The 25,302-nt window shown below is 63.1% G+C and carries 17 protein-coding genes and 3 pseudogenes; 15 read left to right on the top strand and 5 right to left on the bottom strand.

Annotated features, from left to right (window positions below):
- Positions 1-119: 119 nt before the first annotated feature.
- Together AC1RZR_RS33680 and AC1RZR_RS33675 are read left to right on the top strand one after the other, a co-directional pair.
- Positions 120-1,379, top strand: coding sequence for a metallophosphoesterase family protein (locus AC1RZR_RS33680; RefSeq protein WP_481829476.1), 1,260 nt, complete (start codon positions 120-122; stop codon positions 1,377-1,379).
- The gene (locus tag AC1RZR_RS33675) at positions 1,376-4,846 is read left to right on the top strand and encodes an ATP-binding protein (RefSeq protein ID WP_481829475.1); all 3,471 of its coding nucleotides are present in this window, start codon (positions 1,376-1,378) and stop codon (positions 4,844-4,846) included. The genes AC1RZR_RS33680 and AC1RZR_RS33675 overlap by 4 nt, the downstream gene beginning before the upstream one ends.
- A 315-nt stretch (positions 4,847-5,161) precedes the next feature.
- Here the strand turns inward: AC1RZR_RS33675 and AC1RZR_RS33670 are convergent, their stop codons facing one another.
- The 4 genes from AC1RZR_RS33670 to AC1RZR_RS33655 form a co-directional block, all read right to left on the bottom strand.
- Complete coding sequence (locus AC1RZR_RS33670; protein ID WP_481829474.1) at positions 5,162-5,371, bottom strand: KTSC domain-containing protein; 210 nt, start codon at positions 5,369-5,371, stop codon at positions 5,162-5,164.
- A 1-nt stretch (position 5,372) separates the two neighbouring features.
- Positions 5,373-7,181: an ATP-binding protein gene (locus AC1RZR_RS33665; RefSeq protein ID WP_481829473.1), complete on the bottom strand. Its 1,809-nt coding sequence runs from the start codon at positions 7,179-7,181 to the stop codon at positions 5,373-5,375.
- Positions 7,178-8,365: an SIR2 family NAD-dependent protein deacylase gene (locus AC1RZR_RS33660; RefSeq protein ID WP_481829472.1), complete on the bottom strand. Its 1,188-nt coding sequence runs from the start codon at positions 8,363-8,365 to the stop codon at positions 7,178-7,180. Before AC1RZR_RS33660 ends, AC1RZR_RS33665 begins: the two co-directional genes overlap by 4 nt.
- Before the next feature lie 581 nt (positions 8,366-8,946).
- A complete protein-coding gene (locus AC1RZR_RS33655; RefSeq protein WP_481829471.1) occupies positions 8,947-9,297 on the bottom strand; it encodes a hypothetical protein in 351 nt (116 codons plus the stop codon).
- Positions 9,298-9,624: 327 nt separating this feature from the next.
- Between AC1RZR_RS33655 and AC1RZR_RS33650 the strand changes: the two genes are divergently transcribed.
- A complete protein-coding gene (locus AC1RZR_RS33650; protein WP_481829470.1) occupies positions 9,625-9,816 on the top strand; it encodes a hypothetical protein in 192 nt (63 codons plus the stop codon).
- 339 nt (positions 9,817-10,155) lie between these two features.
- Positions 10,156-11,001, top strand: a complete 846-nt coding sequence (locus tag AC1RZR_RS33645) for a ProQ/FINO family protein (RefSeq protein ID WP_481829469.1) — start codon at positions 10,156-10,158, stop codon at positions 10,999-11,001.
- A 273-nt stretch (positions 11,002-11,274) separates the two neighbouring features.
- Here AC1RZR_RS33645 and AC1RZR_RS33640 read toward each other — a convergent pair.
- Positions 11,275-11,737: pseudogene (locus tag AC1RZR_RS33640) on the bottom strand (Tn3 family transposase); the annotation flags it as partial.
- A gap of 659 nt (positions 11,738-12,396) precedes the next feature.
- Between AC1RZR_RS33640 and AC1RZR_RS33635 the strand changes: the two are divergent.
- The 11 genes and pseudogenes from AC1RZR_RS33635 to AC1RZR_RS33585 all read left to right on the top strand — a co-directional run bounded on the left by AC1RZR_RS33635 (position 12,397) and on the right by AC1RZR_RS33585 (position 25,131).
- Positions 12,397-13,599 carry a cytochrome P450 gene (locus AC1RZR_RS33635; protein WP_481829468.1) on the top strand — a complete coding sequence of 401 codons (1,203 nt, stop codon included), beginning with the start codon at positions 12,397-12,399 and terminating at the stop codon, positions 13,597-13,599.
- A gap of 94 nt (positions 13,600-13,693) precedes the next feature.
- Complete coding sequence (locus AC1RZR_RS33630; protein ID WP_481829467.1) at positions 13,694-14,983, top strand: cytochrome P450; 1,290 nt, start codon at positions 13,694-13,696, stop codon at positions 14,981-14,983.
- Positions 14,967-15,110 (top strand): annotated as a pseudogene (locus tag AC1RZR_RS33625) (ferredoxin); the annotation flags it as partial. The gene AC1RZR_RS33630 and the pseudogene AC1RZR_RS33625, both read left to right, overlap by 17 nt.
- Positions 15,111-15,284: 174 nt before the next feature.
- Positions 15,285-16,109 carry an SDR family oxidoreductase gene (locus AC1RZR_RS33620; protein WP_477345790.1) on the top strand — a complete coding sequence of 275 codons (825 nt, stop codon included), beginning with the start codon at positions 15,285-15,287 and terminating at the stop codon, positions 16,107-16,109.
- Positions 16,109-17,452 carry a cytochrome P450 gene (locus AC1RZR_RS33615; RefSeq protein WP_481829466.1) on the top strand — a complete coding sequence of 448 codons (1,344 nt, stop codon included), beginning with the start codon at positions 16,109-16,111 and terminating at the stop codon, positions 17,450-17,452. The genes AC1RZR_RS33620 and AC1RZR_RS33615 overlap by 1 nt, the downstream gene beginning before the upstream one ends.
- A gap of 145 nt (positions 17,453-17,597) precedes the next feature.
- Positions 17,598-18,605 carry a polyprenyl synthetase family protein gene (locus AC1RZR_RS33610; RefSeq protein WP_181956590.1) on the top strand — a complete coding sequence of 336 codons (1,008 nt, stop codon included), beginning with the start codon at positions 17,598-17,600 and terminating at the stop codon, positions 18,603-18,605.
- A 306-nt stretch (positions 18,606-18,911) separates the two neighbouring features.
- Entirely contained in the window at positions 18,912-20,462 is a 1,551-nt protein-coding gene (locus AC1RZR_RS33605) for a hypothetical protein (protein WP_477345666.1), read from the top strand.
- Entirely contained in the window at positions 20,459-21,361 is a 903-nt protein-coding gene (locus AC1RZR_RS33600; RefSeq protein WP_477345664.1) for a terpene synthase family protein, read from the top strand. Before AC1RZR_RS33605 ends, AC1RZR_RS33600 begins: the two co-directional genes overlap by 4 nt.
- Before the next feature lie 85 nt (positions 21,362-21,446).
- A complete protein-coding gene (gene fni / locus AC1RZR_RS33595) occupies positions 21,447-22,502 on the top strand; it encodes a type 2 isopentenyl-diphosphate Delta-isomerase (RefSeq protein WP_481829465.1) in 1,056 nt (351 codons plus the stop codon).
- Between the two features lie 405 nt (positions 22,503-22,907).
- A complete protein-coding gene (locus tag AC1RZR_RS33590; RefSeq protein WP_481829464.1) occupies positions 22,908-24,560 on the top strand; it encodes an MFS transporter in 1,653 nt (550 codons plus the stop codon).
- A gap of 359 nt (positions 24,561-24,919) precedes the next feature.
- Positions 24,920-25,131, top strand: a pseudogene (locus AC1RZR_RS33585) (cold-shock protein).
- The last annotated feature ends 171 nt before the right edge of the window (positions 25,132-25,302 follow it).

The raw sequence follows: 25,302 nt of genomic DNA, 5'->3' as shown, positions 1-25,302 counted from the left end.
CCGGCGCACTTTGCTAACCGGAATGGGGACGCCGCCGCCGCTCGCTGCGACGTTTTAGGCGATTTGACTTGAGGGGCAATGTTGCCTGAACGTCTATTCGGGCCGGGAGAGCGCGCCAGATGGCATTTCGATTTGTTCATACAGCCGACACCCATCTCGATTCACCGCTGCGCTCCCTCGCGTTGCGCAATCCCGAACTCGCCGAACTGGTGGGAGATGCCAGCCGCCAGGCTTTCATCTCGATCGTGGACCTGTGTCTTGCGGAGCGGGTCGATGCGCTTGTCATCGCGGGCGATCTTTACGATGGCGATCAGACATCGATGAAGACGGCGCGCTTCCTGGCCTCGCAAATGATGCGTCTGCACCAAGCCGGTGTCAGGGTCTACATGATCCGCGGCAACCACGACGCCATGTCTCGAATCTCTAAACAGCTCGTCCTGCCGGACACGGTGACGATTTTCAGTGGCCGCACGCACTCCGTGATCCAGTCGGTCGCCGGGCTGGACGTCGTGCTTCACGGACTGAGCTTCGCCAGCCCCAAGGCGGCCGAAAGCCTGCTGCCCAAATATGCCGGCCCCCGAGAGGGCGCCGCGAACATCGGCATCATGCACACCAGCTTGGCCGGCTCGCCCGGCCACGACGTCTATGCGCCTTGCAGCGTGGCCGACCTGCAAGGTCACGGCTTTGAATATTGGGCCCTTGGCCATATTCACGTTCGCAAGATCTATCCCGGCGCGAGCACGCTCGTGATGCCTGGTATCCCTCAGGGCAGAGACATCAATGAGGCTGGTGAGAAATCGGTCACCCTGGCGACCATAAACGACGATCGGTCTGTCGACATTGAGGAGAGGCTGACCAGCGTTGCGCAGTTCGAGCGCGTGAGTATCGACCTGGCAGGAACATCCGAACTGCCCGAGGCCGTCGGCCGCATCCGGTCTGCGCTTGAACAATCCCGGACTGCCGCCAGATCGCAATACCTCATCGCCCGCCTCAGCCTGGTCGGCGCTTCCGCACTGTCATGGATTTTGATCCGCGATAAGGATTTGGTGCTTGCCGAGGCCGAACAGGCGGCAGAGCAGGTGGGCAACACCTGGGTGGAGAAGGTCGAACTCAATCTCTCTGCTCCCGAAACTGGGAAGTCCGAAGACGTCGCGGACCCGACCCTGGAGCTAGCCGAGTCAATGCGCGCCAACGCAGCGTCGGACGCATTCCGTTCGGACGCCAGGGAATTGGTGTTGAAGACCATCGCGGACCTGCCGCCGGATGCTCGAGACTTCGCAGGAAAGGACGAGGCGGCGTTGGAGGCATTCCTCGATGACGTGCTTGCACGTGGCGTCGACCTGGTCACGGCTCGCCTCAAGGCAGGCGGCACGCGATGAGATTGCGGCGGCTCGATCTCACCCGTTACGGCAAGTTCACCGACAAGGCGATTGACTTCGGACCCAAGCCGAGTTCAGGGCCTGATCTGCACATAGTGTTTGGCTTGAACGAAGCCGGCAAATCGACCGCGCTTTCTGCCTATCTCGACCTGCTCTTCGGCATCGAAGAGCGCAGTCGCTACAATTTCCTGCACGAATATAGCTCCATGCGCATCGGCGGGCTGCTTGAATTTGAGGCGCAGACGCTTGCCGTTTCACGCACTAAGAGTCGCAGCAACTCGCTGCACGATGGCGAAGGTCGGCCACTGAGCGAGATTGCCATTTCGGCTCACCTCACCGGATTGTCCCGCGATGCCTACAGCAGCATGTTCTCACTGGATGACGAGACGCTGGAAGCAGGGGGCAAGGCGATCCTTGAATCGCGTGGTGATCTCGGCAAGCTCCTTTTTACCGCCAGCGCCGGGCTTGGTCATGCGAGCGATGTCTTGGCAGCACTGGAGACGGAGGCGGATGGACTTCACCGAAAACAGGCCCAGAGCACCGAAATCGCGCTGCTGAAGAAGCGGTTTGCGGAGCTCAAGTCGCGCAAGGAGGCGATCGACACGCTAGCCTCGACATTCGAGACGCTCGAGGCGGAACGGGGGGAAGCCCAGGATAAGTATGATCGCAGCCTGGCTGAACGCGCGATGTTTTCGGCGCGGCTCGCCACTATCGACCGATATGCGCGCGCCGCGCCGCTCCTCGCCGAAATAAAACGCAACGCGAGCAGGCTGGCCGAACTGCCGAACATGCCGTCTCCTCCCAGGACCTGGAGCGGCAGCGTCGCGGGATTGATCGATCAGGACGCGCGCTTGAGAACTCGCCTTCAAGCCAATGCCGATGAGATCGATCGGGCGAAGGCAAAGATAGAAGCAACCGTTATCGACGACGCTGTCCTGGCGGTCTCCGAACAGGTGCGCGGACTTGCCGATCGCAAGATGCGCTATGTGTCCGCGGGAATGGATCTGCCGACCCGCAAGATGGAAGTCCAGATGCTCGACCAGGTCGTGGCGAACTGTCTCGCCGCGCTTGGAAGATCGGCCGAACAGGATCCGTCGCGGCTCATCCTGCCGGCCGTTGTGGTCGGCACGCTTCGCACCATGGTCGAGCAACGCTCCGGCATCACGACGAGCCTGCGGATGGCCCGCGACGAAGCCGCTGCCGCGCTCGACGGGCTCGACTCTGCGCGAGGTCGCGTTGGCGAGGAGAGGGCAGTGCCCGAGCCCGCAAGAGCCAGGCTAATGGCCGCCGCGTCGCAGGCGAAAGCTAGTAGTTACGCACGCGAGATAAGAGAAGCGCGCGCGTTCGAGGACGAGCGGCAAACAAAGCTTGCGGATGCGATGCGGCGGCTCCAACCGTGGTCGGGAGATGCGGACGCACTTTCGAAAATATCGGTTCCGCCACCGACGCAGATGGCTGCCTGGAAAACACTGGCCGCAGACCTTCAAAGGGACAGAGCTGTCTTCTCCGAGCGTCTGGCTGAGCTTGAACAAAGTCGGATAACTACTTCGTCACGCCTGGCTGCTGTCCGCGCCTCGGCCGATCTCGCCGACGATGACACAGCCGCAGCCACACGAGGTCATAGAGACGAGGCCTGGCGAAATCACCGGGCGGACCTCAAGGCTGAAACCGCAGACGTGTTTGCCGCAGCTTTGGTCAAGGACGATCATGTCGGCGCGGCTCGATTGGCCCATGCGGGCGAGCTCGCTGATCTGCGCGCAATCAAGCAAAAGGCGGGCGAGACCGAAGCGGCCATAGAGCGCGTAAGCTGCCAACTCGCCGTGGTAGCTCAGCGCGCAGAAATGGCGACCGCTGAAATCAAGCATATGGCTAGTGCCTTGCTTAAGGATTGCCAGGCGCAGTCGCTCGAACTGCTGATCGGACTTCTCCATGAGCACCTTTCCGCGCGCGCTGACGCGCTTGCCGCCTGGGACGAGATCTTGCTCGCACGCGCAAGGATTGAACGCGTAACAGCCGAAGGAGAGCGTATCCATCGCGGAATAGCCTCGGGTCTTCAAAGCATTGGAATTCAGCCGGAAGCTGGTGAGGCCCTGGAGGCAATGGTGGTCGCCGCCGACCGCTTTCTGGATAGGCAGGCGAAAGTCGACGCGGAACGAGCGGAAGCGCTGAGGAGCATCGCCGCGAAGGAAGAGGAGTTAGCCGCCAGGCGGCTCGCTGTTGAAATTGCCGAGCGGAGAGAGGGCGCATGGCAAGCCGAGGTCAAGGAAACACTCCAGGGCACGTGGCTCGAAGAAGGCATCGCCGGAACCGGGCTTGGCAGCGTGCTCGATCAGTTGTTGGAGCTGTCAAAGGCCCTACAGGATCGTGAGGCCATGCGCATCCGCATCCGCAAAATGGAGGCGGACAGGACTGCATTTGCTGACGAGGTTGCCCGCCTTGGTGCGCTGGCTGGCGAACTTGCAAGCGACGAGGCGCCAGAACAGGTGAGTGTCAGGCTGACAGAGCGCCTAGAGCGGGCCGAGCGCGCCCGTGAGGCGCGGGCAAGTCTTCTCCTTGATGTTCAGAAGTTGCAGGACGTTCGAGAGACACTGAATGCTGAGGTCGCGGCACACCAGACGACCAAGCAGGAGGTGCTCGCTGCCTTTGAGGTGAAGACTCTCCCGGAGGTCATGGAGCGCGATGAACAGCTTCGCGAGCGAAACGGCGTGCAGAGTGCCATGGCCGCACTTGAAGAACGACTGACGAGCGAGCTCGCTCTCAGCGACTTCGTCCAGGCGCAGTCATTGCTGGAAGGCCTCGATCTCGATGGGCTCGCAATTGAAAAGGCCGAAGTCGAGCGGCGCCTAGCCGACCTCGATGACTCACTGGAACAGCAGCTCGTCCGCCGCACCCGGGCTACCGACAAGCTCGATGCGATCGGCGGCGACAGCCAAGTTGCCCGGATTGATGCCGAGCGCCGCACCGTCCTTCTCGAAATCGAGGAGAAGGCTGCCCGCTATATCGAGTTGAAGCTCGGCGTGATGTCAGCGGCTAGCGCGCTCAGGGCTTATCGCGAACGTCACCGCTCTGGAATGATGAGCGAGGCGTCTGACGCCTTCGCGCTGATAACGCGCGGCCAGTACACAGGCTTGACGACCCAGCCTGTAAAGGGCGGCGAGGTTCTCATCGCGACACAGCGGGATGGCCAATCCAAGGTCGCAGACGCTCTGTCGAAAGGTGCGCGATTCCAGCTCTACCTGGCTCTGCGGCTCGCCGGATATTACGAGTTTGCCAAGCTCAGGCCCTCTGTTCCCTTCATCGCCGACGACATCATGGAAACGTTCGATCATCTCAGGTCGGAGGAAGTTTTCCGCCTGTTCGGAGAGATGGCGAGCGTGGGCCAAGTAGTTTACCTCACGCATCACCAACACCTGTGCGAGATCGCCAAGGCGGTCATTCCAAATGTGGCCATCCATGAGCTCGGATAATTGCAGCATTTCCGACCTGACCGGTCTTCCACGCCGCTAATTGAAACGTTCGAGGACCGGTGCGCCTTGTGCCATTCGCGAGACATCAGACTGACGTAGCCCTGCAGGCACGCGATCTGGGGTGAAATGGAGAAGGCGCCGAGCTTCACTGCCTGGAACTGAGAGCCGAAGCCGGCAATGAGCGAGGTGATAGAGACTTTCATTGGTGATCTGGGTTGTGCAGAGCCCATCCAAGCGGGCGCAATGATGTTGACGATCTACGCTTCGGGGGAGCGGTCCTTGATAATGTTTCGCCTCGATATGACGGCTGCTCGATTACATTTTGGCTTCGGGGTAATGTCCCTTGATTTCCGTATTAAAGAAACGGCCAAGAGATTCCGCGGTCATCAGGCGCTCGTTCATGTACGGGGGCACGTTGTAATATTGATACACGCCCCCGTGGCGGAATTGGACCTCGAGTGTTTCGAGATAGGGATCGTAGCCGACTTCGGCCAAATTCCCCGACGTTACCGATTGCCGTTCCATTTCAGTTTTCCTCCTCATCCTCGATAACAGGAGCCGCCGGTGCCCACCTCGGATCTTGCGCTCGCCAGGATGCAACGAGGTCGTCGTAGCTCTCGTCCCCCCGCGGCTGCTTCCATCTCTCAGCTACGAGCGGATCCTCACTGTCAGGTCTGCGATCCTTGGGCGGCAGCGTCACGCGACACCGAACTGGCAATCGTGCGGCTTCACCCGTGATGATTGCCTCCCCCGTTCGAAGGACAGACAGGCTGTCGGCGATCCCGCTCAGATTGTCCGGAAGCGCCGCCTGTACTCTGCTGCGGTCGGTCGAATTCGTAAGCCTGAGAGCGACGAAGGTTCCGCACTGCGAAAGTATGGTGTCGTCGATCTCCGAGGGCCGCTGACTAACAATCATCGCGCCCATCCCAAATTTTCGTCCCTCTTTGGCAATGCGCTGCACCATCTCACGTGCGGGGTTGCTCGTCTCGCGGCCCAGATAGCGATGTGCCTCCTCCATTACGATGAGCTGCGGACGCTTGCGCCCGCCTACCGCGCGGTCTCGCCCCCAGAAAAGTGCCTCGTAAATAATTGAGAGGATGGCACCGATGAGCTCAAGGAGAACAGAGCTGGGGATGCCCGACAAGTCGAGCACGGTGATCGCTTTCTCGTGTCCCATCCAGCCCTCTAGAAGCTCAGGCAGATCGTTTTCGGTGTGTCCATTTAGTCCCGGTTCCCACTGTCCCGGCTTAAGAAGGAATTCGAATTGCCTATCCAACAGGCGTGAACGCATGCGGTCGAGCTGCTTCCGAATTCCGAGAACGCCGATGTTGTTGAGGTAGGGCGCGGTGTTGGTCGTCGTGTGCGGCTGATATAAAGGGAGCCGAAGCGATGCGGCATCGCCGGGAGTGACCAGCGCCGGCTGCGTCTTTGCCTGATCAAGCCAAGTCTTAACTTCGGGATCGATCAATTCATGCCACAGCTGGCGGAGGCTATATGGGATTGGGCTGTCGACGGTCATCGAGTTGAGATCGACGCCGGCGAGGCCATCCGTTTGTGCAATTGCGCTTTTCGCAGCGAAGATTTTGTCGAGGATTGCGGTGGTCGAGCGATCGTCCATTTTCCCGCAAAGGAAGTTGATCATGTCACCCGGGCGCAAAGCCCAGAACGGGATGACGAGCGGCTTTTCGCCCTCTGCAGGCGCTATGCGAAAAATCTCTGCATTATCCCCGAGAGCTCGCGCATACTCACCGTGAATATCAAGCAAGAGAATGCGTGCGCTTGGAAAGCCAGCACCGCCTGGCATCGAAATTGACCGCAAGAGGCTTGCCACGGTGGTGGATTTTCCGGAACCGGTCGATCCGAGCACTGCGCTGTGTCGTGTCACCAGCTTGTCGAGGTCTAGGCGGACAGGAATGCTCTCCGCGTTGGCTAACCGGCCCACAACGATCTGTCCCGCAAACTCGGCGCCATAGATTTTGGAAAGATCATCCTCGGTGACCAGGTGAACCTCGTCATTCACGTTAGGGTACTGGCTGATGCCGCGTTCAAACGATGCCTCTACGATCTCGCCGACCAATTGCACGGTCAGCCAGCGCTCACCCCGACCATGGGCATCCGCAAAAGCCGCGGGTGTCGCACTCGCGCCGACCTCGGAAATGATCGCATAGAGGTCGTGATATCCCTGAGGGATGCGTACGAAACTACCGACTTGGCCCACCCGATAGCTGCGTCCGCCGATGATCGCGATGCCGGAGGCAACGCCTTCGAATTGACGAACGCTGATCGTGGACCCCGCGACCGAGCCAACGTGACCAAGGAGCGTAGAGACACTCATGCTGCTGGCGGCATGGCGACAGGTGGCAGCATCGTGAGGGGCGTTGAGAACGCCTGTATCGATTTCGAAGCCGCGAAAAAGCGAGCAAATGGCTCAATGCCACCGAGCGTGAAGTTGCCGTCTGTGTCGAGATAGGTTGAGCGTATCGGCCCCCAATCTTTGCTCGGCAGATCCGGCGGGGCCTTCCACGGGCCTCGCATCCCATTCACTTTCGCTTGGTCTCGTGCGTAAACGCTGAAATTCGGCAATCGCCGCGCGAGGTCACATGCTGAGTGCTCTTCGTCGAGATTCTTATATTGAAATGCGAAGACGCTTGCAGCCGGATTGGCCGCCAATGCCTCATCCAAGCGAGCAGCAATATGCGCGTCGGCGAAAGAAAAGCCGATCGAGATTAGAAGCGTGTCGGGCGTCAGCAGAAAGGCGCGAAGCCGATCAAGCAGTGCGGCGTACGGGGCCTTCTGCGTCTGGTCGTACTTCAGATGTTCGGGAAACACGAGATGGCTGGCTGAACTTTGGCCGGTTCGAATGACCTCGCCCTTGTCGCTTGCTCTCCAGCCTAGGGACCCATGCAGTTTCCACAATCGGGTCCAGCGCGCCGGCAAGTCGCTGCGTGACACCGAAACAGGATCGAAGAACGGCTCACGGCCACCGGTGAAACCATCGAAATATGGCGCTCGAACGGATTCAAACGCTTCCTCGAACAGGAGGTCGTAGTTCGTCGTAAAGACTTCGATCGGATAGTCTCTGCTCGTCCCCGTTATCCAGTTCACCAGATTGGCATAGGCCGATCCGGGCATAGGTAGACGCACATCGACGATTTTACCGATCTCGGCACAGATGGCTTCGCCAAACGTCGCGAATCCAGGCCCATCAAGGTCGTGAACCTTGGCCGTGCCAATGACTTTGCTCAACGACCTAATGCGCGACAAAATCGTTTCGATATCATGCTGCGAGAGCTCAGCCTTGAGGCCGTCAATCTGCGCCTTGTAGGTTGGCTCGAGAATGCCGAGCACCTTTTCAGTCAGTCCTGCCACTGCAGGGATGAGCGGGTACGAGCCGTCCGCGTTGGCCATCCCGGCCGAAGCGCCTGCGCCAACGAGCAAGCCGATGCGCTTGCGTCCCTGGGCTATGATCGTGCGGAGCGCGGCCATATATTGGTCGGGGTTGTGCACGCTGACTGACAAATTATTCCCCGATCCATGATGGCGAATCTTTCGCACACTGTTCACTATATCCTGACGGGCCGTGGGTCATCCCTTTATAGTTATTTCCACAGTAATTCGCGACAGAGCGGCCATTGTTGTGAAGCACTCAGCATCGCCATTGTTCGGACAACACGTCGCCGATCTTACTGGTGGCAACTATGGCCGTATGGCGCTGACGGCCCAGTTGCTGGACGACCGGGCTAGTGATCGAGAGAACGTTGGGCGGCGCGTGAGGCCCCCCGTAGCGAATTTAGAAAAAGTCGATAGCCGATGTTCATGCTTTGTGCGTCCAAAGTCGCATAAAAGGGCATTATCGAATTCGGAGTGATGTCCCGAATAAATGGCATCGTCCAGTTGCCGCCCGGATAATCATTGGCGACGAACACCTCGAGATGGTCGACACCCTAAGCATCATCGGTGAATCATATTTAAGCGGCAAGGGAACCTTCCCGAAATCGAGCGGCAGCGCGGGTTTTGCCGGCCGGCCGCATCGACTCGCCACGCCTCCGCTAGATCGAGCGGCGTAGCGCCTCCAACATTGAGTTCGCAGTGCCGCTGTCCTAGCCGGCGAAGATCGTGTTCGTCATCCCTGCGGATGCGCGCTTCGCCCTGCGGACAGCAGACAGCAGACAGCAGACAGCAGACAGCAGACAGCGAAGCCGCCACGGCCGCGAAAATCTCGCAATGTCGGCTCGATTCCAGGTCCCGTCCGCCACTTTTGCGGGGTGATCCGTGCAGGTGCCTGGCGTGGATCGTGCCAACCATCCCCTGACCGCATCATTGCCAGCGTCCTCCTTCAGCCGGCCGAGCCTCGCGACGCCGTATCGATCATAACGATACTCTTCGAAGAACATTCTCTTTGTAGCAAGCGTGACGGTCTGCGCCGTCTTACGAGTTTCAACCTTTGCCATCGCTCCTGTCCTCCCTGCCGCGCGTCACTCTAACCTGCTCTCATCACCTCACCTCACGCGGGAAACGTTAACGTCATCCTGTGCGGGAAATGTCACAGCGATAAGACAGAACGCAGAAAAGCCATAGTGGCGTCCTGCCAAGCAACCCTATTGCAGAGTCCACCGGACCCGCCGGCGAGATAATCAAGGAGCTCTCGCATAGGACAAGCCGGTGTTTGGTTTCTCCCGGGTCATCTGCAATTTAAATCAAATACGTCTAAGGATATTGACGATTGCGTGACCCTCACCTCGTAGACGGCTAACGCGGGCGGCAACTGGGAGGGTCATATGACAAGCGATTTTTCCGCCGCGCGAGTGCATCTAGATCGAGCATATCATTACCTGCGAGGCGATGATCCGATGAGCCAGAAGGGGCGCGAAGCCTTGGATCTGCTAATTGAGGCAGTTGCCGTCGAGGAGTTCAAGCAGCCGAGCCAAAACGCGGAGGTGCTAATGTTTCCGATTGGGCGCCGCTTCTGAGGCGATCTCCATGGTGGCAACCATGAACGTGAGGTGCAAACATCCTCAGAATATTGCCCGTCAAGGCATGAGCCGAGTCGGCAATCGAATGGGAGTCCGAAGCCTGTCGCCCACAACCTTCTGAATTTCGCTGCGCCTATTGTCATCGGCGGCAGCTATTCCGGAATGGCCGCCGCCCGGCAGTTCCGCCGCGTCCGCGCCAGGTTCCTGGTGATCGACGCCGGGTTGCGGCCGAACGCTTTTTGCCAGCCATTCGCCTGCCTTCCTGTCCCAGGACGGCGTCGATCCGGCCGAGATCAGGAACGGTCGCCTGATTAGCTTTCGCGCTACGCGACGCCCTTGTACGACGGAACGGCCGAACGGGTGAAGAGCCGCGACGGTTTCGGCTCCTACTACCCGACGGCCTCCGCGGAGAGCCGTCGAGTTGTCGCTGCCGGCGTTTCAGATGCGCTGCCAAGGGTCAATGGGCTGGCTGAGATATGGGGAAACAGCATTCCACCGACCCTGATGTATGGCTGTGAACTCTATCGGGACGGCTCGGCGTGGGTTGCTGCCGATCCTGCTCGGTCCACCAGGCACTTCGTCTGTCCGAATGAGACCGCTGCTTTGCGCTGCGGGGCGAATGCCCATTTTTCCATAATCATTGCATATATCAGTGCTAGGAAGGTCCGAATTGGAAACGAAAACAATGGGGCGAGGCTTATGATGTTGAGCCGTAGCCAAGGCAAATCGCCTGCACAGCTTTTCCGCTATCTGTCGGCCAAGTGGCCGGCGGCCTTCAATCCGAAAGCGCCCAGACCGCTGAAGATCGGCATCCATCATGACATTCGGGTGCTCGACGGCGAACTGTCCGATGATGAATTGAGGAGAGCCCTGCTGGCGTATACCAAGATGGCCAAATACTTGGCGAGACTGGATGCCGGCGCCGCACGGGTCAATCTCGATGGCAAGCCGGCCGGCGTGGTCTCGGATGCGGACGCGGTGACCGCCAAGGCTTTGCTTTGCTCCCGCAAGGACAAACAAAAGTGCAAGCAAACGCCGGAGCCAAGGGTAGAGCCTCAAGCGCCGCCCAAACCAAAACCGAAGCGAACCGCCGTGTTCAAGGCGAAGAATACGGCCGACAGCCCGACCGGCATAATCGTTGAGACCAAGCGTCGCCGGTCATTCCGAAAACCGATGACTTGATCGCCGCTGAGCGATAGCTCGTGCCGACCGGGACAGCCCTCAGGGTCGGAGCACATGGCGCCCGCGCCAATCCGAATTGCCGCGATCGCAATGGAGCTGCCGCATTCGCGCGCGAAAAACGGACTGGTCGGTCATCCCTTCTTCGGGATGAACGAAGGCCGGAGGTTATTCCGATGGTCGTTCTGGCCACCGCTGCGACGGTGATATTTCGGGATGGCAGTCAGATCGATGCCGGCCCAGACTGTGGCCATACTGCTGCTCAACCTCCTCTCAGTTGATGACGTTGGAAAGAATGGGAAGCAGATTGGGAAATTCAGCGCGCAGGCCTGACGGCGCCAGCTTCTGCCGGGCGACCGCCATCAGACGTGGCGGCAGGTGAACCCGAGCAGGCGGCGAAAAGCGGCGCCGACGGCGCTCTGGGCATGGGTGTCGAATATTGGCCCTGAATCTCCACGTTGGTGCAGTGTCGCAGCACACCCTTGATCATCGCGGCGACCTCCGAAGACGAACAGCGCTTGAGTTGCGAGAAAATACAGGTCGAGCCCTTTTCGACATGCCAGTAGGTCATCACGCCGCGACCGCCATAGCGGACATGCCATTCCGTCATCAGGTTGCCGTCCCAAGCGCCTAACTTCTTGGACTCCGACGCGCAGGCCGTCCCGGATTCGCCCCAGATGGGGGTGTTGCGGATAGCCAGTGTTGCATTGGCAACGCGCCCGCAAGCCGCCTCGAGCGCGCCCTTAGCAAGCACGTGAACCCCTGAGCCAACCTCCTATGGGTCAATAGGGCCAGGTGGCCTGCCATCATTCCAGAACAGGACAACTGACAAAGAAGGTGTCGCCTATCCGACACTCTTCTGTCGTCTTTGTCGGGTCCGCGCCACCGGCCTATTTCGCCGAGCTCTTGTCCGGCCTCAGGCTAATCCGCTGAAAAGTAATCACAATGTTTTTCTTCGCTGGGTCGGCCAAATTGGCACGAGTTTTGAAACTCCTTCGTTGGGAGCCGGGAGCCGCCGACCGACCTCCATTTCGTGGATGACACCGCGATCGATGAAACGGAGAAAGAAAAGCAAAATGTCAAATCCGCATCAGATGACATTCTATGCAAGGGGGCCTCGGCGAAACCGCCCCGTACCCAAACAGGCTGCCGCCCTTGTTGACCCTTGCGCAGGAAATCTTGATGGCCGGCTGCGACTCAAAGGCCCACCACACTCGTCTTATCCTGAAGGCGCAGGATAAAGTTCTGCATCTCGCCACGCGGTATGCCTAGGCAGTTACACGTTGGCCGATCTTGATAATCGAGTCTGGCTACGCTGCGGAGGACGTCTACATGCCATCGTCATTCGCTGCCCGCAGCGCCTTCCGCCCTTCCATCGCTAGAGAGTGAAGTGCCACCATGTCCGAACAACCCTTGCCGACGCTGCCGATGTGGCGCGTCGACCACATCGAGCCCTCGCCCGAGATGTTGGCGCTAAGCGCCAACGGTCCGATCCACCGCGTGCGCTTCCCCTCCGGGCACGAAGGCTGGTGGGTGACAGGCTACGACGAGGCCAAGGCGGCGCTGTCCGACGCGGCGTTCCGGCCGGCGGGAATGCCGCCGGCGGCATTCACCCCGGATTCGGTGATTCTCGGTTCGCCGGGGTGGCTGGTCTCGCACGAGGGGGGCGAGCATGCCCGGTTACGCACGATCGTGGCGCCGGCCTTCAGCAACCGCAGGGTGAAGCTGCTCGCGCAGCAGGTCGAGGCGATCGCCGCGCAGTTGTTCGAGACGCTGGCGGCCCAGCCCCAGCCCGCCGACCTGAGGCGCCACCTCTCCTTTCCGCTGCCGGCCATGGTCATCAGCGCGCTGATGGGCGTGCTCTACGAGGATCACGCCTTTTTCGCCGGGCTGTCCGACGAAGTGATGACGCACCAGCATGAAAGCGGCCCGCGCAGCGCGTCGCGCCTGGCCTGGGAAGAACTGCGCGCCTACATTCGCGGCAAGATGTGGGACAAGCGCCAAGATCCGGGCGACAACCTGCTGACGGATCTGCTCGCGGCGGTCGAGCAGGGCAATGCGACCGAGGAAGAGGCGATCGGCCTGGCGGCGGGCATGCTGGTGGCGGGGCACGAGAGCACCGTCGCGCAGATCGAATTCGGCCTGCTGGCCATGTTCCGCCATCCGCAACAGCGCGAACGCCTAGTCGGCGATCCATCCCTGGTGGACAAGGCGGTGGAGGAAATCCTGCGCATGTACCCGCCGGGCGCGGGCTGGGACGGCATCATGCGCTATCCGAGGACCGACGTGACTATCGCGGGCGTGCATATTCCCGCGGAGAGCAAGGTGCTGGTCGGCCTGCCGGCGACGTCGTTCGATCCGCGCCATTTCGACGACCCGGAAATCTTCGACATCGGACGCGACGAAAATCCGCACCTGACGTTTTCGCACGGGCCGCACTACTGCATCGGCATGGCGCTGGCCAGGCTGGAACTCAAGGTGGTGGTCGGCTCGATCTTCCAGCGCTTTCCCGCGCTGCGCCTGGCCGTGGCGCCCGAAGAACTGAAGTTGCGCAAGGAGATCATCACTGGCGGGTTCGAGGAGTTCCCGGTGCTCTGGTGACGCGCGGACGCCGCCCGGAATCGCGATCTTATCCGCAATTTGCCGGCGCGCCTAGCACGCGCCGGTCAGATCAGCCAGCCAACAGGTAACCAAGATGGACGTGCAAGAAACCAAGGCAGCATGCCGGGACGCCTTCGCCGAACTTGCGTCGCCAGCGTGCATCCACGACCCGTATCCGTTCATGCGGTGGTTGCGCGAGCACGATCCGGTGCATCGCGCGGCGTCGGGCCTCTTTCTGTTGAGCCGCCACGCCGACATCTTCTGGGCGCTCAAGGCCACGGGCGACGCGTTTCGGGGACCGGCGCCGGGCGAACTGGCGCGCTATTTCCCGCGTGCGGCGACCAGCCTGTCACTCAATCTCCTGGCGTCGACGCTAGCCATGAAGGAACCACCGACGCATACGCGTCTGCGCCGGCTGATCTCGCGCGATTTCACCATGCGCCAGATCGACAACCTGCGGCCGAGCATCGCGCGCATCGTCGCGGCGCGCCTGGACGGCATGGCGCCCGCGCTTGAGCGCGGGGAGGCGGTGGACCTGCATTGGGAATTCGCGCTGGCCTTGCCAATGCTGGTCTTCGCCGAAATGTTCGGCATGCCCCAGGACGACATGTTCGGGCTCGCGGCCGGCATCGGCGCCATTCTGGAAGGTTTGAGCCCACACGCCAGCGATCCCCAGCTCGCCGCGGCGGACGCGGCCAGCGCCAGGGTGCAGGCCTACTTCGGCGATCTCATACAGCGCAAGCGCACCGATCCCCGCAACGACATCGTGTCGATGGTGGTCGGCGCACACGACGACGATGCCGACACGCTGTCGGATGCGGAGTTGATCAGCATGCTGTGGGGCATGCTGCTGGGCGGCTTCGCCACCACTGCTGCGACCATCGACCATGCGGTCCTGGCGATGCTCGCGTATCCCGAACAGCGGCACTGGCTGCAGGGAGACGCCGTGGGGGTGAAGGCATTCGTCGAAGAAGTCCTGCGCTGCGACGCGCCTGCCATGTTCAGCTCCATTCCGCGTATCGCCCAGCGCGACATCGAACTGGGCGGCGTGGTGATCCCGAAGAACGCGGACGTGCGCGTGCTCATCGCGGCCGGCAATCGCGACCCGGACGCCTTCGCCGATCCCGACCGCTTCAATCCCGCGCGGTTCTACGGCACCACTCCTGGCATGTCGACCGACGGGAAGATCATGCTGAGCTTCGGCCACGGCATCCACTTCTGCCTCGGTGCGCAACTGGCCCGGGTGCAGTTGGCCGAGAGCCTGCCGCGCATCCAGGCGCGCTTCCCCACGCTGGCATTGGCCGAGCAGCCGACCCGGGAACCCTCCGCGTTCCTTAGGACGTTCCGCGCGCTGCCGGTGCGCCTGCATGCGCAGGAGGGCTGAGATGCGCGTCGTGGTCGACCAGGATCTGTGTGGAACCACCGGGCAGTGCGTGCTGACGCTGCCGGGCACCTTTCGCCAGCGCGAACCGGACGGCGTGGCCGAAGTGTGCGTGGCGACGGTCCCGCAGGCGCTGCACGCCGCCGCGCGGCTCGCGGCCAGCCAGTGCCCCGTCGCCGCCATTCGGGTCATCGAAAGCGACGCTGGCGAGCGCGCCAGCGCCGACCCTGCGCCTTCTCCGGCGCAGGCTGAGCGGCATGCCGCGAAAGACCAACCCAACCCAGCAGGACGGTTTGAAGGCAAGGTGGCCGTGGTGACCGGCGCCGGCGCCGGCATCGGCAAGGCATGCGCCCTCGCCATCGCGCGCGAGGGCGGCAGAGTGGTGGTGGCCGACATTGATGGCTCGGCGGCCGTCGCCTGCACCGCGCAGATCACGGCCGAAGCGGGCCACGCGCTGGCCCTGGCCATGGACATCGCCGATGCGCAGGCGGTGGCAGCGCTGTTCGAGACGGCGGAGCGGCACTTCGGTGGGGTCGACCTGCTGGTGAACAACGCGAGCGCCATGCATCTGACAACGCGCGACCGCACGATCCTCGACCTGGACCTGGCGGTCTGGGATCAGACCATGGCGACCAATCTGCGCGGCACGCTGCTCTGCTGCCGGCAGGCCATCCCACGAATGATCGCCCGCGGCGGTGGCGCGATCGTCAACATGTCGTCGTGCCAGGGGCTCAGCGGTGACACCGCGCAGACGTCCTACGCCGCGTCGAAGGCGGCGATGAACATGCTGTCGGCCTCGCTCGCCACCCAGTACGGTCATGCGCAGATCCGCTGCAATGCGGTTGCGCCGGGTCTCATCATGACCGAGCGTCTCCTCGCCAAGCTGGACGAGTGCATGCAACGGCATCTGAGCCGGCACCAACTCCTGCAGCGCGTCGGCCGCCCCGAGGACGTGGCCGCGCTGGTGGCGTTCCTGCTCTCCGACGATGCTGCGTTCATCACCGGCCAGGTCCTGTGCATCGACGGCGGCATGCTGGCGCATGTGCCGACGTACGCCGACGGTGGCAACAGCCGCGCCGCGCGGCCTGCCGGCGACACCGCCGAAGCGGCCGCGGCGCCGCGCTGCTGATGGACATGCTGCTCAACCCGCTGGACCGTCGGCACCGGCTGCGGGACGACATCCCGTTCGTGCCCGGCGCTTTCCCCCTGGTCGGGCATCTTCCCGCCATCGTCTGCGACCTGCCGCGCCTGCTGCGGCGCGCGGAACGGACGCTGGGCAGCCACTTCTGGCTGGATTTCGGCCCTGCCGGACACCTGATGACCTGCGTGGATCCAGATGCGTTCGCACTGCTCCGGCACAAGGACGTGTCCTCGGCTCTGATCGAAGAGATCGCGCCCGAATTGCTTGGCGGAACGTTGGTCGCCCAGGACGGCGGCGCGCACCGGCAGGCGCGCGACGCGATCAAGGCGGCGTTCCTGCCCAAGGGGCTGACCCAGGCCGGCATCGGCAACCTGTTCGCGCCCGTCATCCAGGCGCGGGTGCAGGCGTGGCGCGACCGCGGCGACGTGACCATTCTGCGCGAGACCGGCGACCTGATGCTCAAGCTCATCTTCAGCCTCATGGGAATCCCAGCGCAGGACTTGCCGGGATGGCATCGCAAATACCGGCAACTGCTGCAGTTGATCGTCGCGCCCCCGGTCGACCTGCCCGGACTGCCCTTGCGGCGCGGCCGCGCCGCCCGCGACTGGATCGACGCGCAGTTGCGCCAGTTCGTCCGCGACGCGCGCGCGCATGCCGCGCGCACTGGGTTGATCAATGACATGGTGAGCGCCTTCGATCGCGGCAACGATGCGCTCTCCGACGACGTCCTGGTCGCCAATATCCGCCTGCTGCTGCTTGCCGGTCACGACACCACCGCCTCGACGATGGCCTGGATGGTGATCGAGCTGGCGCGGCAGCCTGGGCTATGGGACGCCCTGGTCGAGGAGGCGCAACGCGTGGGCGCGGTGCCGACCCGGCACGCGGACCTGGCGCAGTGTCCGGTCGCCGAGGCGCTGTTCCGCGAGACGCTGCGCGTGCATCCGGCGACCACGCTCCTGCCGCGTCGCGCGCTGCAGGAATTGCAACTCGGCCAACGGCGCATTCCCGCGGGCACCCCTCTGTGCATCCCGCTGCTGCATTTCTCGACCTCTGCGCTGCTGCACGAGGCGCCTGATCAGTTCCGCCTGGCACGGTGGCTGCAACGCACGGAGCCGATCCGGCCGGTGGACATGCTGCAGTTCGGTACCGGCCCACACGTCTGCATCGGTTACCACCTGGTATGGCTGGAAATGGTGCAGTTCTGCATCGCCTTGGCACTGACCATGCACAAGGCCGGGGTGCGGCCGCGGTTGCTGAGCGCCGTCGAAAAAGGTCGGCGCTATTTCCCGACCGCACATCCGTCCATGAAAATCCGCATCGGATTCTCATGAGCTGGCATCGCATGCCCCGTGTGGCGAGGCAGCGGCGCCGGCGACCCGCAGCATTGCTCCACTCGGCGCGCGCGCTCGGTGCGACGCCGGCAACGCCGCGGCGGCTCGCCGCTCGCCGTGGCCGTCTCCTGTCAGGTACAAGGACATGAAAAACATCCAGACCGGTTCCACGCGACACGACGACCGAACTGGCGTTTCCGCGCTCGGCGGATTGGGCGCGCAGGCGCGCGGCGCATCCGGCAGGCTGCCGCCGGAGATCTGGATGCAGGACGGCGCAAAGCGGGTCGAACAGGCGCTGGCGCGTCTTCTCTGCGCCGAAGACGACGGTGAGACCGAGCTGATGGCTGCGATGCGCTACGCCAGCTTGCATGGCGGAAAGCGCACCCGGGCCTTGCTCTGTCTGGCTACCGGCGCACTGGCCGACACGCCGACGCACATGCTCGACGATGTCGGCGCCGCCATCGAGATGATGCACGCCTGTACCCTGGTCCACGACGACCTGCCCGCAATGGACGATGACGTGCTTCGCCGCGGCCTTCCGACCGTGCACGTCAAGTTCGGCGAAGCCACTGCGATCCTGGTCGGCGATGCGCTGCAGGCGCACGCCTTCCTGACCCTGGCGAACCTGGATGCGCCGGGCGACAACCGTATCGCGCTCGTGCGCGAACTGGCGCAGGCGGTGTCCGCCGAGGGTGCCGCAGGCGGGCAGGCCATGGATCTGTCGCTGGTCGGAAAGCACGTCGAGCTGGACAGGATCGTGGCGATGCACCGGATGAAGAGCGGAGCGCTAGTGCGCGCGTCCGTTCGCATGGGCGCGCTATGCGCCATCGCGGAGGATGCCGCCCACGCTGCGCTGTACTGTGCGCTCGATCGCTACTCCGCCTGTTTCGGGCTGGCGTTGCAGGTGGTCGACGACATTCTCGACGCAACAGCGGATACCGCGACGTTGGGCAAGACCCCCGGCAAGGACGCGGCGGCGCAGAAGCCGACCTGTGCGTCGATCATGGGGCTGCAGGCAGCGCGCCAGTTCGCGCTGGAGCTGTTGCGCGACGCCGGGGAGGCCATCGCCCCGCTGGGGCCGCGTGCGGAACGGTTGGCGCAGATGCTGCAGCGGGCCAACGCGTATCTGTTAAAGCACGCGCCATGCGCATGAGCGCGCCCGTCCGCATGGAGTCGCCCCTTTGCCGCTGCGATCGGCCGGCGGTAGCGGTGCATGCTGGACTGTGTCCGAATCCGCGGCACCGATCGCAGCGGTTGCCCAGCACGGCCGCGGCACACGCGGCGCGCTGCGCGCAAGCCTATGCGGCGGATCGGCGCCAGCATCGGGGTGCGTCGCCGCGCCGGAGCAGGGCGGCCGTCCGGCGCTGCCCATGCGCCGGGCCAGGACGGGCCTGCGGCGACGTGCGGGCGTCTGCCCGATCCTGGTTCTCGTCAACTGTCTGCAGAAGGAACATACCGCGTGAACGCGCTGTCCGAACAGATCCTTTCCGAATTGCGCTACCTGCTGAGCGAGATGAGCGACGGGGGCAGCGTCGGTCCGTCCGTCTACGACACGGCGCGAGCTCTGCAGTTCCACGGCAACGTCACCGGTCGGCAGGACGCATACGCGTGGCTCATCGCGCAGCAACAGGCCGATGGTGGATGGGGAAGCGCGGACTTCCCGCTGTTCCGCCATGCGCCCACCTGGGCGGCGTTGCTGACATTGCAGCGTGCCGATCCTCTTCCCGGCGCGGCCGACGCAGTCCAGGCTGCAACCCGGTTCCTCGAGCGCCAGCCCGATCCCTACGCGCATTCGGTGCCGGAAGACGCGCCGATCGGCGCGGAGCTGATCCTGCCGCAGTTGTGTGGCGAGGCCGCATCCTTGCTGGGCGGCGTGGCGTTTCCGCGCCACCCGGCGCTGTTGCCGTTGCGGCAGGCGTGCCTTGTCAAGTTGGGGGCGGTGGCGACGTTGCCGAGCGGCCATCCGTTGCTGCACTCCTGGGAAGCCTGGGGAACGTCGCCGACCACCGCATGCCCGGACGACGACGGCAGCATTGGCATCAGTCCGGCGGCCACCGCCTCGTGGCGTGCGCACGCCGTAACACATGGGAGCACGCCGCAGGTCGGGCGCACCGACGGGTATCTGCAGGCGGCATCGCGGGCGACGCGCAGCGGCATCGAAGGTGTCGTTCCCAACGTCTGGCCGATCAATGTGTTCGAGCCATGCTGGTCGCTGTACACCCTGCATCTGGCCGGGCTGTTCGCGCATCCCGCGGTCGCCGATGCCGTGCGCGTGATCGTCGCGCAGCTCGACGCCCGCATGGGCGTGCGCGGTCTGGGCCCGGCCTTGCACTTCGCAGCCGATGCCGACGACACCTCCGTTGCGTTGTGCGTCCTGCGCCTTGCAGGGCGCGACCCGCCGGTCGATGCGTTGCGCGATTTCGAAATCGGCGAGCTATTCGTCACCTTCCCCGGCGAGCGCAATGCCTCGGTGTCGACCAACATCCATGCCCTGCATGCGTTGCGACTGTTGGGAAAGCCCGCCGCCGGCACCAGCGCCTACGTCGAGGCCAATCGCAACCCGCACGGTCTATGGGACAACGAAAAATGGCACGTTTCGTGGCTGTATCCCACCGCGCATGCGGTCGCTGCACTGGCGCAAGGCAAGCCCCATTGGCGCGACGAGCGCGCGCTGGCGGCGCTGCTGCAGGCGCAGCGCGATGACGGCGGCTGGGGCGCCGGTTGCGCGTCCTCATTTGAGGAAACCGCCTATGCGCTGTTCGCGTTGCACGTGATGGACGGGAGCGAAGAGCCGACAGGGCGCCGGCGCATCGCGCAGGCGGTGGCGCGTGCGCTGGAGTGGATGCTCGCTCGCCATGTGGCGCATGCATTGCCGCAGACGCCGCTGTGGATCGGCAAGGAACTGTATTGCCCCACCCGGGTCGTGCGCGTGGCCGAACTCGCCGGGTTGTGGCTGGCGCTTCGTTGGGGGCGGCGCGTCCTGGCCGAGGAAGCAGGAGCGGCGCTATGATCCAGACCGAAAGCGCGCTGCAGCAGGTGCTGGAGTGGGGGCGTTCCCTGACAGGGTTCGCCGACGAGCATGCCGTGGAAGCGGTCAGGGGCGGCCAGTACATCCTACAGCGCATCCACCCGAGCCTGCACGACACCTGCGCCCGCACTGGCCGCGATCCGCAGGACGAAACGCTGATCGTGGCGTTCTATCGCGAACTGGCGCTGCTTTTCTGGCTCGACGATTGCAACGATCTTGGCCTGATCGCGCCGGAGGAACTCGCTGCGGTGGAGCAGGCGCTGGGGCAGGGCGTGCCGTGCGCGCTCCCCGGATTCGAGGGCTGCGCTGTGCTGCGCGCTTCGCTGGCCGCGCTCGCCTACGATCGTCGCGACTATGCTCAGCTTCTCGACGATACCCGGTGCTACTGCGGGGCGCTGCGCGCCGGACACGCGCAGGCGGCAGGGGCGGAACGCTGGTCCTACGCCGAGTACCTGCACAATGGCATCGATTCGATCGCCTACACGAACGTGTTCTGTTGCCTTTCGTTGCTGTGGGGGTTGGACATGGCGACCTTGCGTGCGCGTCCGGCGTTTCGCCGGGCCCTGCGGCTCATCTCCGCGATAGGGCGCCTGCAGAACGATCTGCATGGACGCGACAAGGACAGGTCGGCCGGCGAGGCCGACAACGCGGCGATCCTGCTGCGGCAGCGCTATCCGGCTATGCCTGTGGTGGAGTTCCTCAACGACGAGCTGGCCGGCCATACGCGCATGCTGCACCGGGTGATGGCGGAAGAACGCTTTCCCGCGCCGTGGGGACCGTTGATCGAGGCCATGGCGGCCATCCGCGCGCAGTACTACCAGACCTCGACCAGCCGCTACCGCAGCGACGCTGCGGGGGGAGGCCAGCGTGCGCCCGCCTGAACGGCGTGATGTGGCTGCGTGCGCACCGCTGCCGTCGGTCCGATCCGACGCAACGCCGTCCCCCGATGCGACGGATGGAGCGAGCATGAGCGATAGCGACAACGTCCCGAGCCGGCGCAAGGACGACCATCTGGACATCGTGCTGGATCGGCGAACGGCGCCGGCCACGGTCGCCGCCGGCTGGGAGTATATCCGTTTCGAACACTGCGCATTGCCCGAGTTGGACCTGACGCAGATCGACCTGCGCGCCTCGCTGCTGGGCAAGACCATGCGCGCGCCGCTGCTGATCAGCTCCATGACCGGCGGCGTGCCACGCGCCGAGGCCATCAACCGGCATCTGAGCGAGGCAGCACAAGCCTTGGGGATCGCCATGTGCGTCGGTTCGCAGCGCGTGAGCCTGCAATCCCGCAACTCCCAGGGGCTGACGCGCGCTCTGCGCCGCATGGCCCCAGACATTCCCTTGCTGGCCAATATCGGCGCCGCGCAACTGCGCGAGGCCGACGGCCTGGACCTGGCGCGCCGGGCGGTGGATGCGCTGGAGGCCGATGGACTCATCGTCCATCTCAATCCGCTGCAGGAAGCGGTACAGCCGGAGGGCGACCGCGACTGGCGCGGCGTCCTGGCGCAGATCGCTCGCGCCGCGCGCAGCGTGGACGTGCCGATTGTGGCCAAGGAAGTGGGGTCGGGCCTGTCCGCCTCGGTGGCCTGCGCGCTCGTCAAGGCGGGCGTGGCGGTCATCGATGTCGCCGGCGCCGGCGGCACCAGTTGGGCCGCGGTGGAGGGCGAGCGAGCCCGCGATGCCGCTGACCGTGCAGTGGCGATGGCGTTCGCCGACTGGGGGATTCCGACCCCGGCCAGCGTGCAGGCGGTACGTCGGGCGCTGCCAACTGTGAAGCTGATCGCGTCGGGCGGGATCCGCGACGGCGTCGACGTGGCCAAGGCCATCCGCCTGGGCGCGGACATCGCCGGGCAGGCGGCCGGCGTGCTGCGCGCGGCGACGGTGTCCACCGAGGCGGTTGTGGCGCATTTCGAGATCGTCATCCGCCAGTTGGCCGTCGCTTGCTTCTGCACCGGCTCGGCTGATCTGGCGGCGTTGCGTCAGGCGCGCTTGCTGCCCTCGGCGCATCTGCCCCCCGGTTAATACCGGCGTCTCCCGCACGTGGCGGCGGGCGCCTAGCAAGCTGCTGAATACCTACGCCAAAGATAGACTACTGATCCACCTTGGCGAGGCGGTTCAATGCGCGAGAGCTCGTGGTCACCAGAAGGGAAGTCGATGCCCAGGACGTGGCTTGGTTGGAGACGCCAAGGATCGTCAAACTGACGATTCTTGTAACGTGGTCGGGGATCGACAACGACAGGATCGAACCGGTCTCGTCACGCATAGCGGAACGATCGCGCCAGAGGAAGCATTCGGTTCTGTCGCAGCATCGGCCAGGCAAAAATAACTTGCGTTGCGCAGATAAAATGCCCTGATCCTGCCATTCCTCCAGAGCAAGTGGGCGGGGAGAAATCTCATACAACTGGCAGCGAAGGGAGGCTCGGCCCAATGAGCGGGGTGGCGCGTGAAGAAGTTAATCCGGGGTCATCGGCAACGTTTGCGCCGCTCGAGAATTCAACTTTCCGTCCGATCTGGATTGCCACACAGGTATCCAGTCTAGGGTGGCTGATTCAAATGGTTGCCATCAGTTGGCTGATGGCGACCATTTCGACATCGGATGTGATGGTCGCCTTGGTGCAGGCTTCGACAACCTTGCCCACATTCCTCCTGTCAATTATCGCCGGCGCCCTAGCCGACAATTACAGCCGCCGCAATCTCATGTTCGCTGGCTGGTGCGTGATAGCATTGTCCTCGACGATGCTGACTGTTCTTGCAGGTCTCGGAATTTTCAATCCATGGATGGTTCTTGCATTCAGCTGTTTGGCCGGAGTAGGCGCCGCTTTCACCGACCCCGCCTGGCACGCGTCGGTTGGCGATATCCTGCGAAAGCGCGATGTTCCGGCCGCCGTCACGCTTATCTCGGTCGGATATAACGCCGTCCGAAGCATCGGTCCCGCTCTCGGTGGCGTCGTCGTTGCTTCCTTTGGCCCTTTGACCGCTTTCGCAGTAGCGACGCTTACATATCTGATGCTGCTGTGGACCATAGGGCGCTGCAAATGGCATGTTCGCCCGTCACCGCTGCCGAGTGAACCATTGACCACGGCGATCCATGACGGAGCGCGCTTCACTGCCCTGTCATCCGAAATCAAGGCAGCAATTGCCCGCGGTGCCCTCTTTGGGCTGACGAGCATCTCCATACTAGCGCTCTTGCCTCTCGTCGCCCGCGATCAGCTGGGGGGAGGGCCAGTCGTTTACGGCATCCTGATGGCCGGCTTCGGGACCGGCGCCTTGTTCGCCGGCATCTGCAACAACATTCTGAGACGGAGGCTGTCACAGGAACGTTTGACGACACTGTCGTGCATCGCCTGTGCGGCTTGTTGTCTATCGCTTGCTTTCACCCCCTCGGTGGCGGTGGCGGCTATCGCGCTGGCGCTCGGCGGCGCGGGCTGGGTCGTGACCTGGACCGGGCTGGACGTAAGCGTCCAGTTGGCGAGTCCAAGGTGGGTCGTTGGTCGCACGCTCTCGATCTATTACGCCCTTTCATCCGGCGGCATCGCGGCTGGCAGCTGGCTGTGGGGTACGGTGGCCGAGAGCTATTCGCTGAGCTCGGCTCTGGAGCTTTCAGGTGGCGCGCTGCTGCTGGTCGCTGGCACCGGCTTCCTGCTGCCCATCCGTCAATGGAAAGATTCCGATCAGGCTCCTCTTGGCTTCGAAACGCCTCAGGTTGCCCTGGATTTGAAGCCCCGAAGCGGGCCGATCGTCGCCAAGATCGAATATTCAATACCCGAAGCAAATGTCGAAGCGTTCCTGGAGCAGATGCGGGAACGGCGGCGAGTACAAAGCGGCGTTGGTGCGCGACACTGGAATCTCCAGCGCGACCTCCAGCAGCCTTCGCGTTGGACAGAAACCTTCCGCACCCCGACCTGGATGGACTACCTTCGCCTGAACCACCGCCTTACGGCAGCCGACAAGGAGTTGGACCAGCGTCTCCTCGCATTGCACCTGGGAGAGCTTCCTCCTCGAACCACGCTTGCGATCGAGCGGCCGACTGGAGCTGGCCGCAAGCGGGACCAATCGATGCGGTTCTTTTTCCGGCGTTGACATCCGTCCAGGCGTCCGCGCTGGTGAGACAGGATGGGTTGGAAACGAGCCAACGCTCTCGCCATCCGTTTTGCAGATCGGCTTCGATCCATTCGGGTGGTTGCCGAGCCGGCATACTGGGCGGCTCAGACGTATCCTTGTCGGAGAGATTCCTCGGCACTCGAGCGTCTTGCAGCGCGTTGCGCTCAAGCTCACCGGCACCTGTTCGGTGCGTTCCCAAACAGAGCAATGGCTTTTCGCGCCGCAACCCCGAGGTGGGCTTGTAATTTTCGTTTTTGCTGGGTTTAACTCTACGAAATATGAACAGGATCGGCTTCACGGCCCGTCTGGTTCGCATGGCCACAGAGGAATACACAGATATGGCGACCGGAACAGTGAAGTGGTTCAACAGCACCAAAGGTTTTGGCTTCATCCAGCCCGATGACACGGTCAGGACGTTTTCGTCCATATTTCAGCTGTAGAACGGGCTGGACTTTCAAACCTAGTTGATGGGCAGAAGATCAAGTACGAGATCGAGCAGGACCGCCGTAGCGGCAAGTCCTCCGCAGGTAGTCTCAGCAAGGTAGGCTGATTTTCTCGTCGGACCCGCAGAGCGCGAAGGATAAGTCAAGCCGAAGGTACCATCGTCATTCGCGGGGCGTATCGCGACGGACTCTCTTATACGAGACGATCCTGATGCGTCACGCAAACGGTGAATCACGAACGCTCTCGCCGCAAACCCTTCCGCCCGGAAATCTGCCCC

It is taken from the genome of Mesorhizobium bavaricum (genome assembly GCF_056781655.1).
Note: the sequence above shows the minus strand (reverse complement) of the source record. Positions and strands in the feature narration are given on the sequence as shown.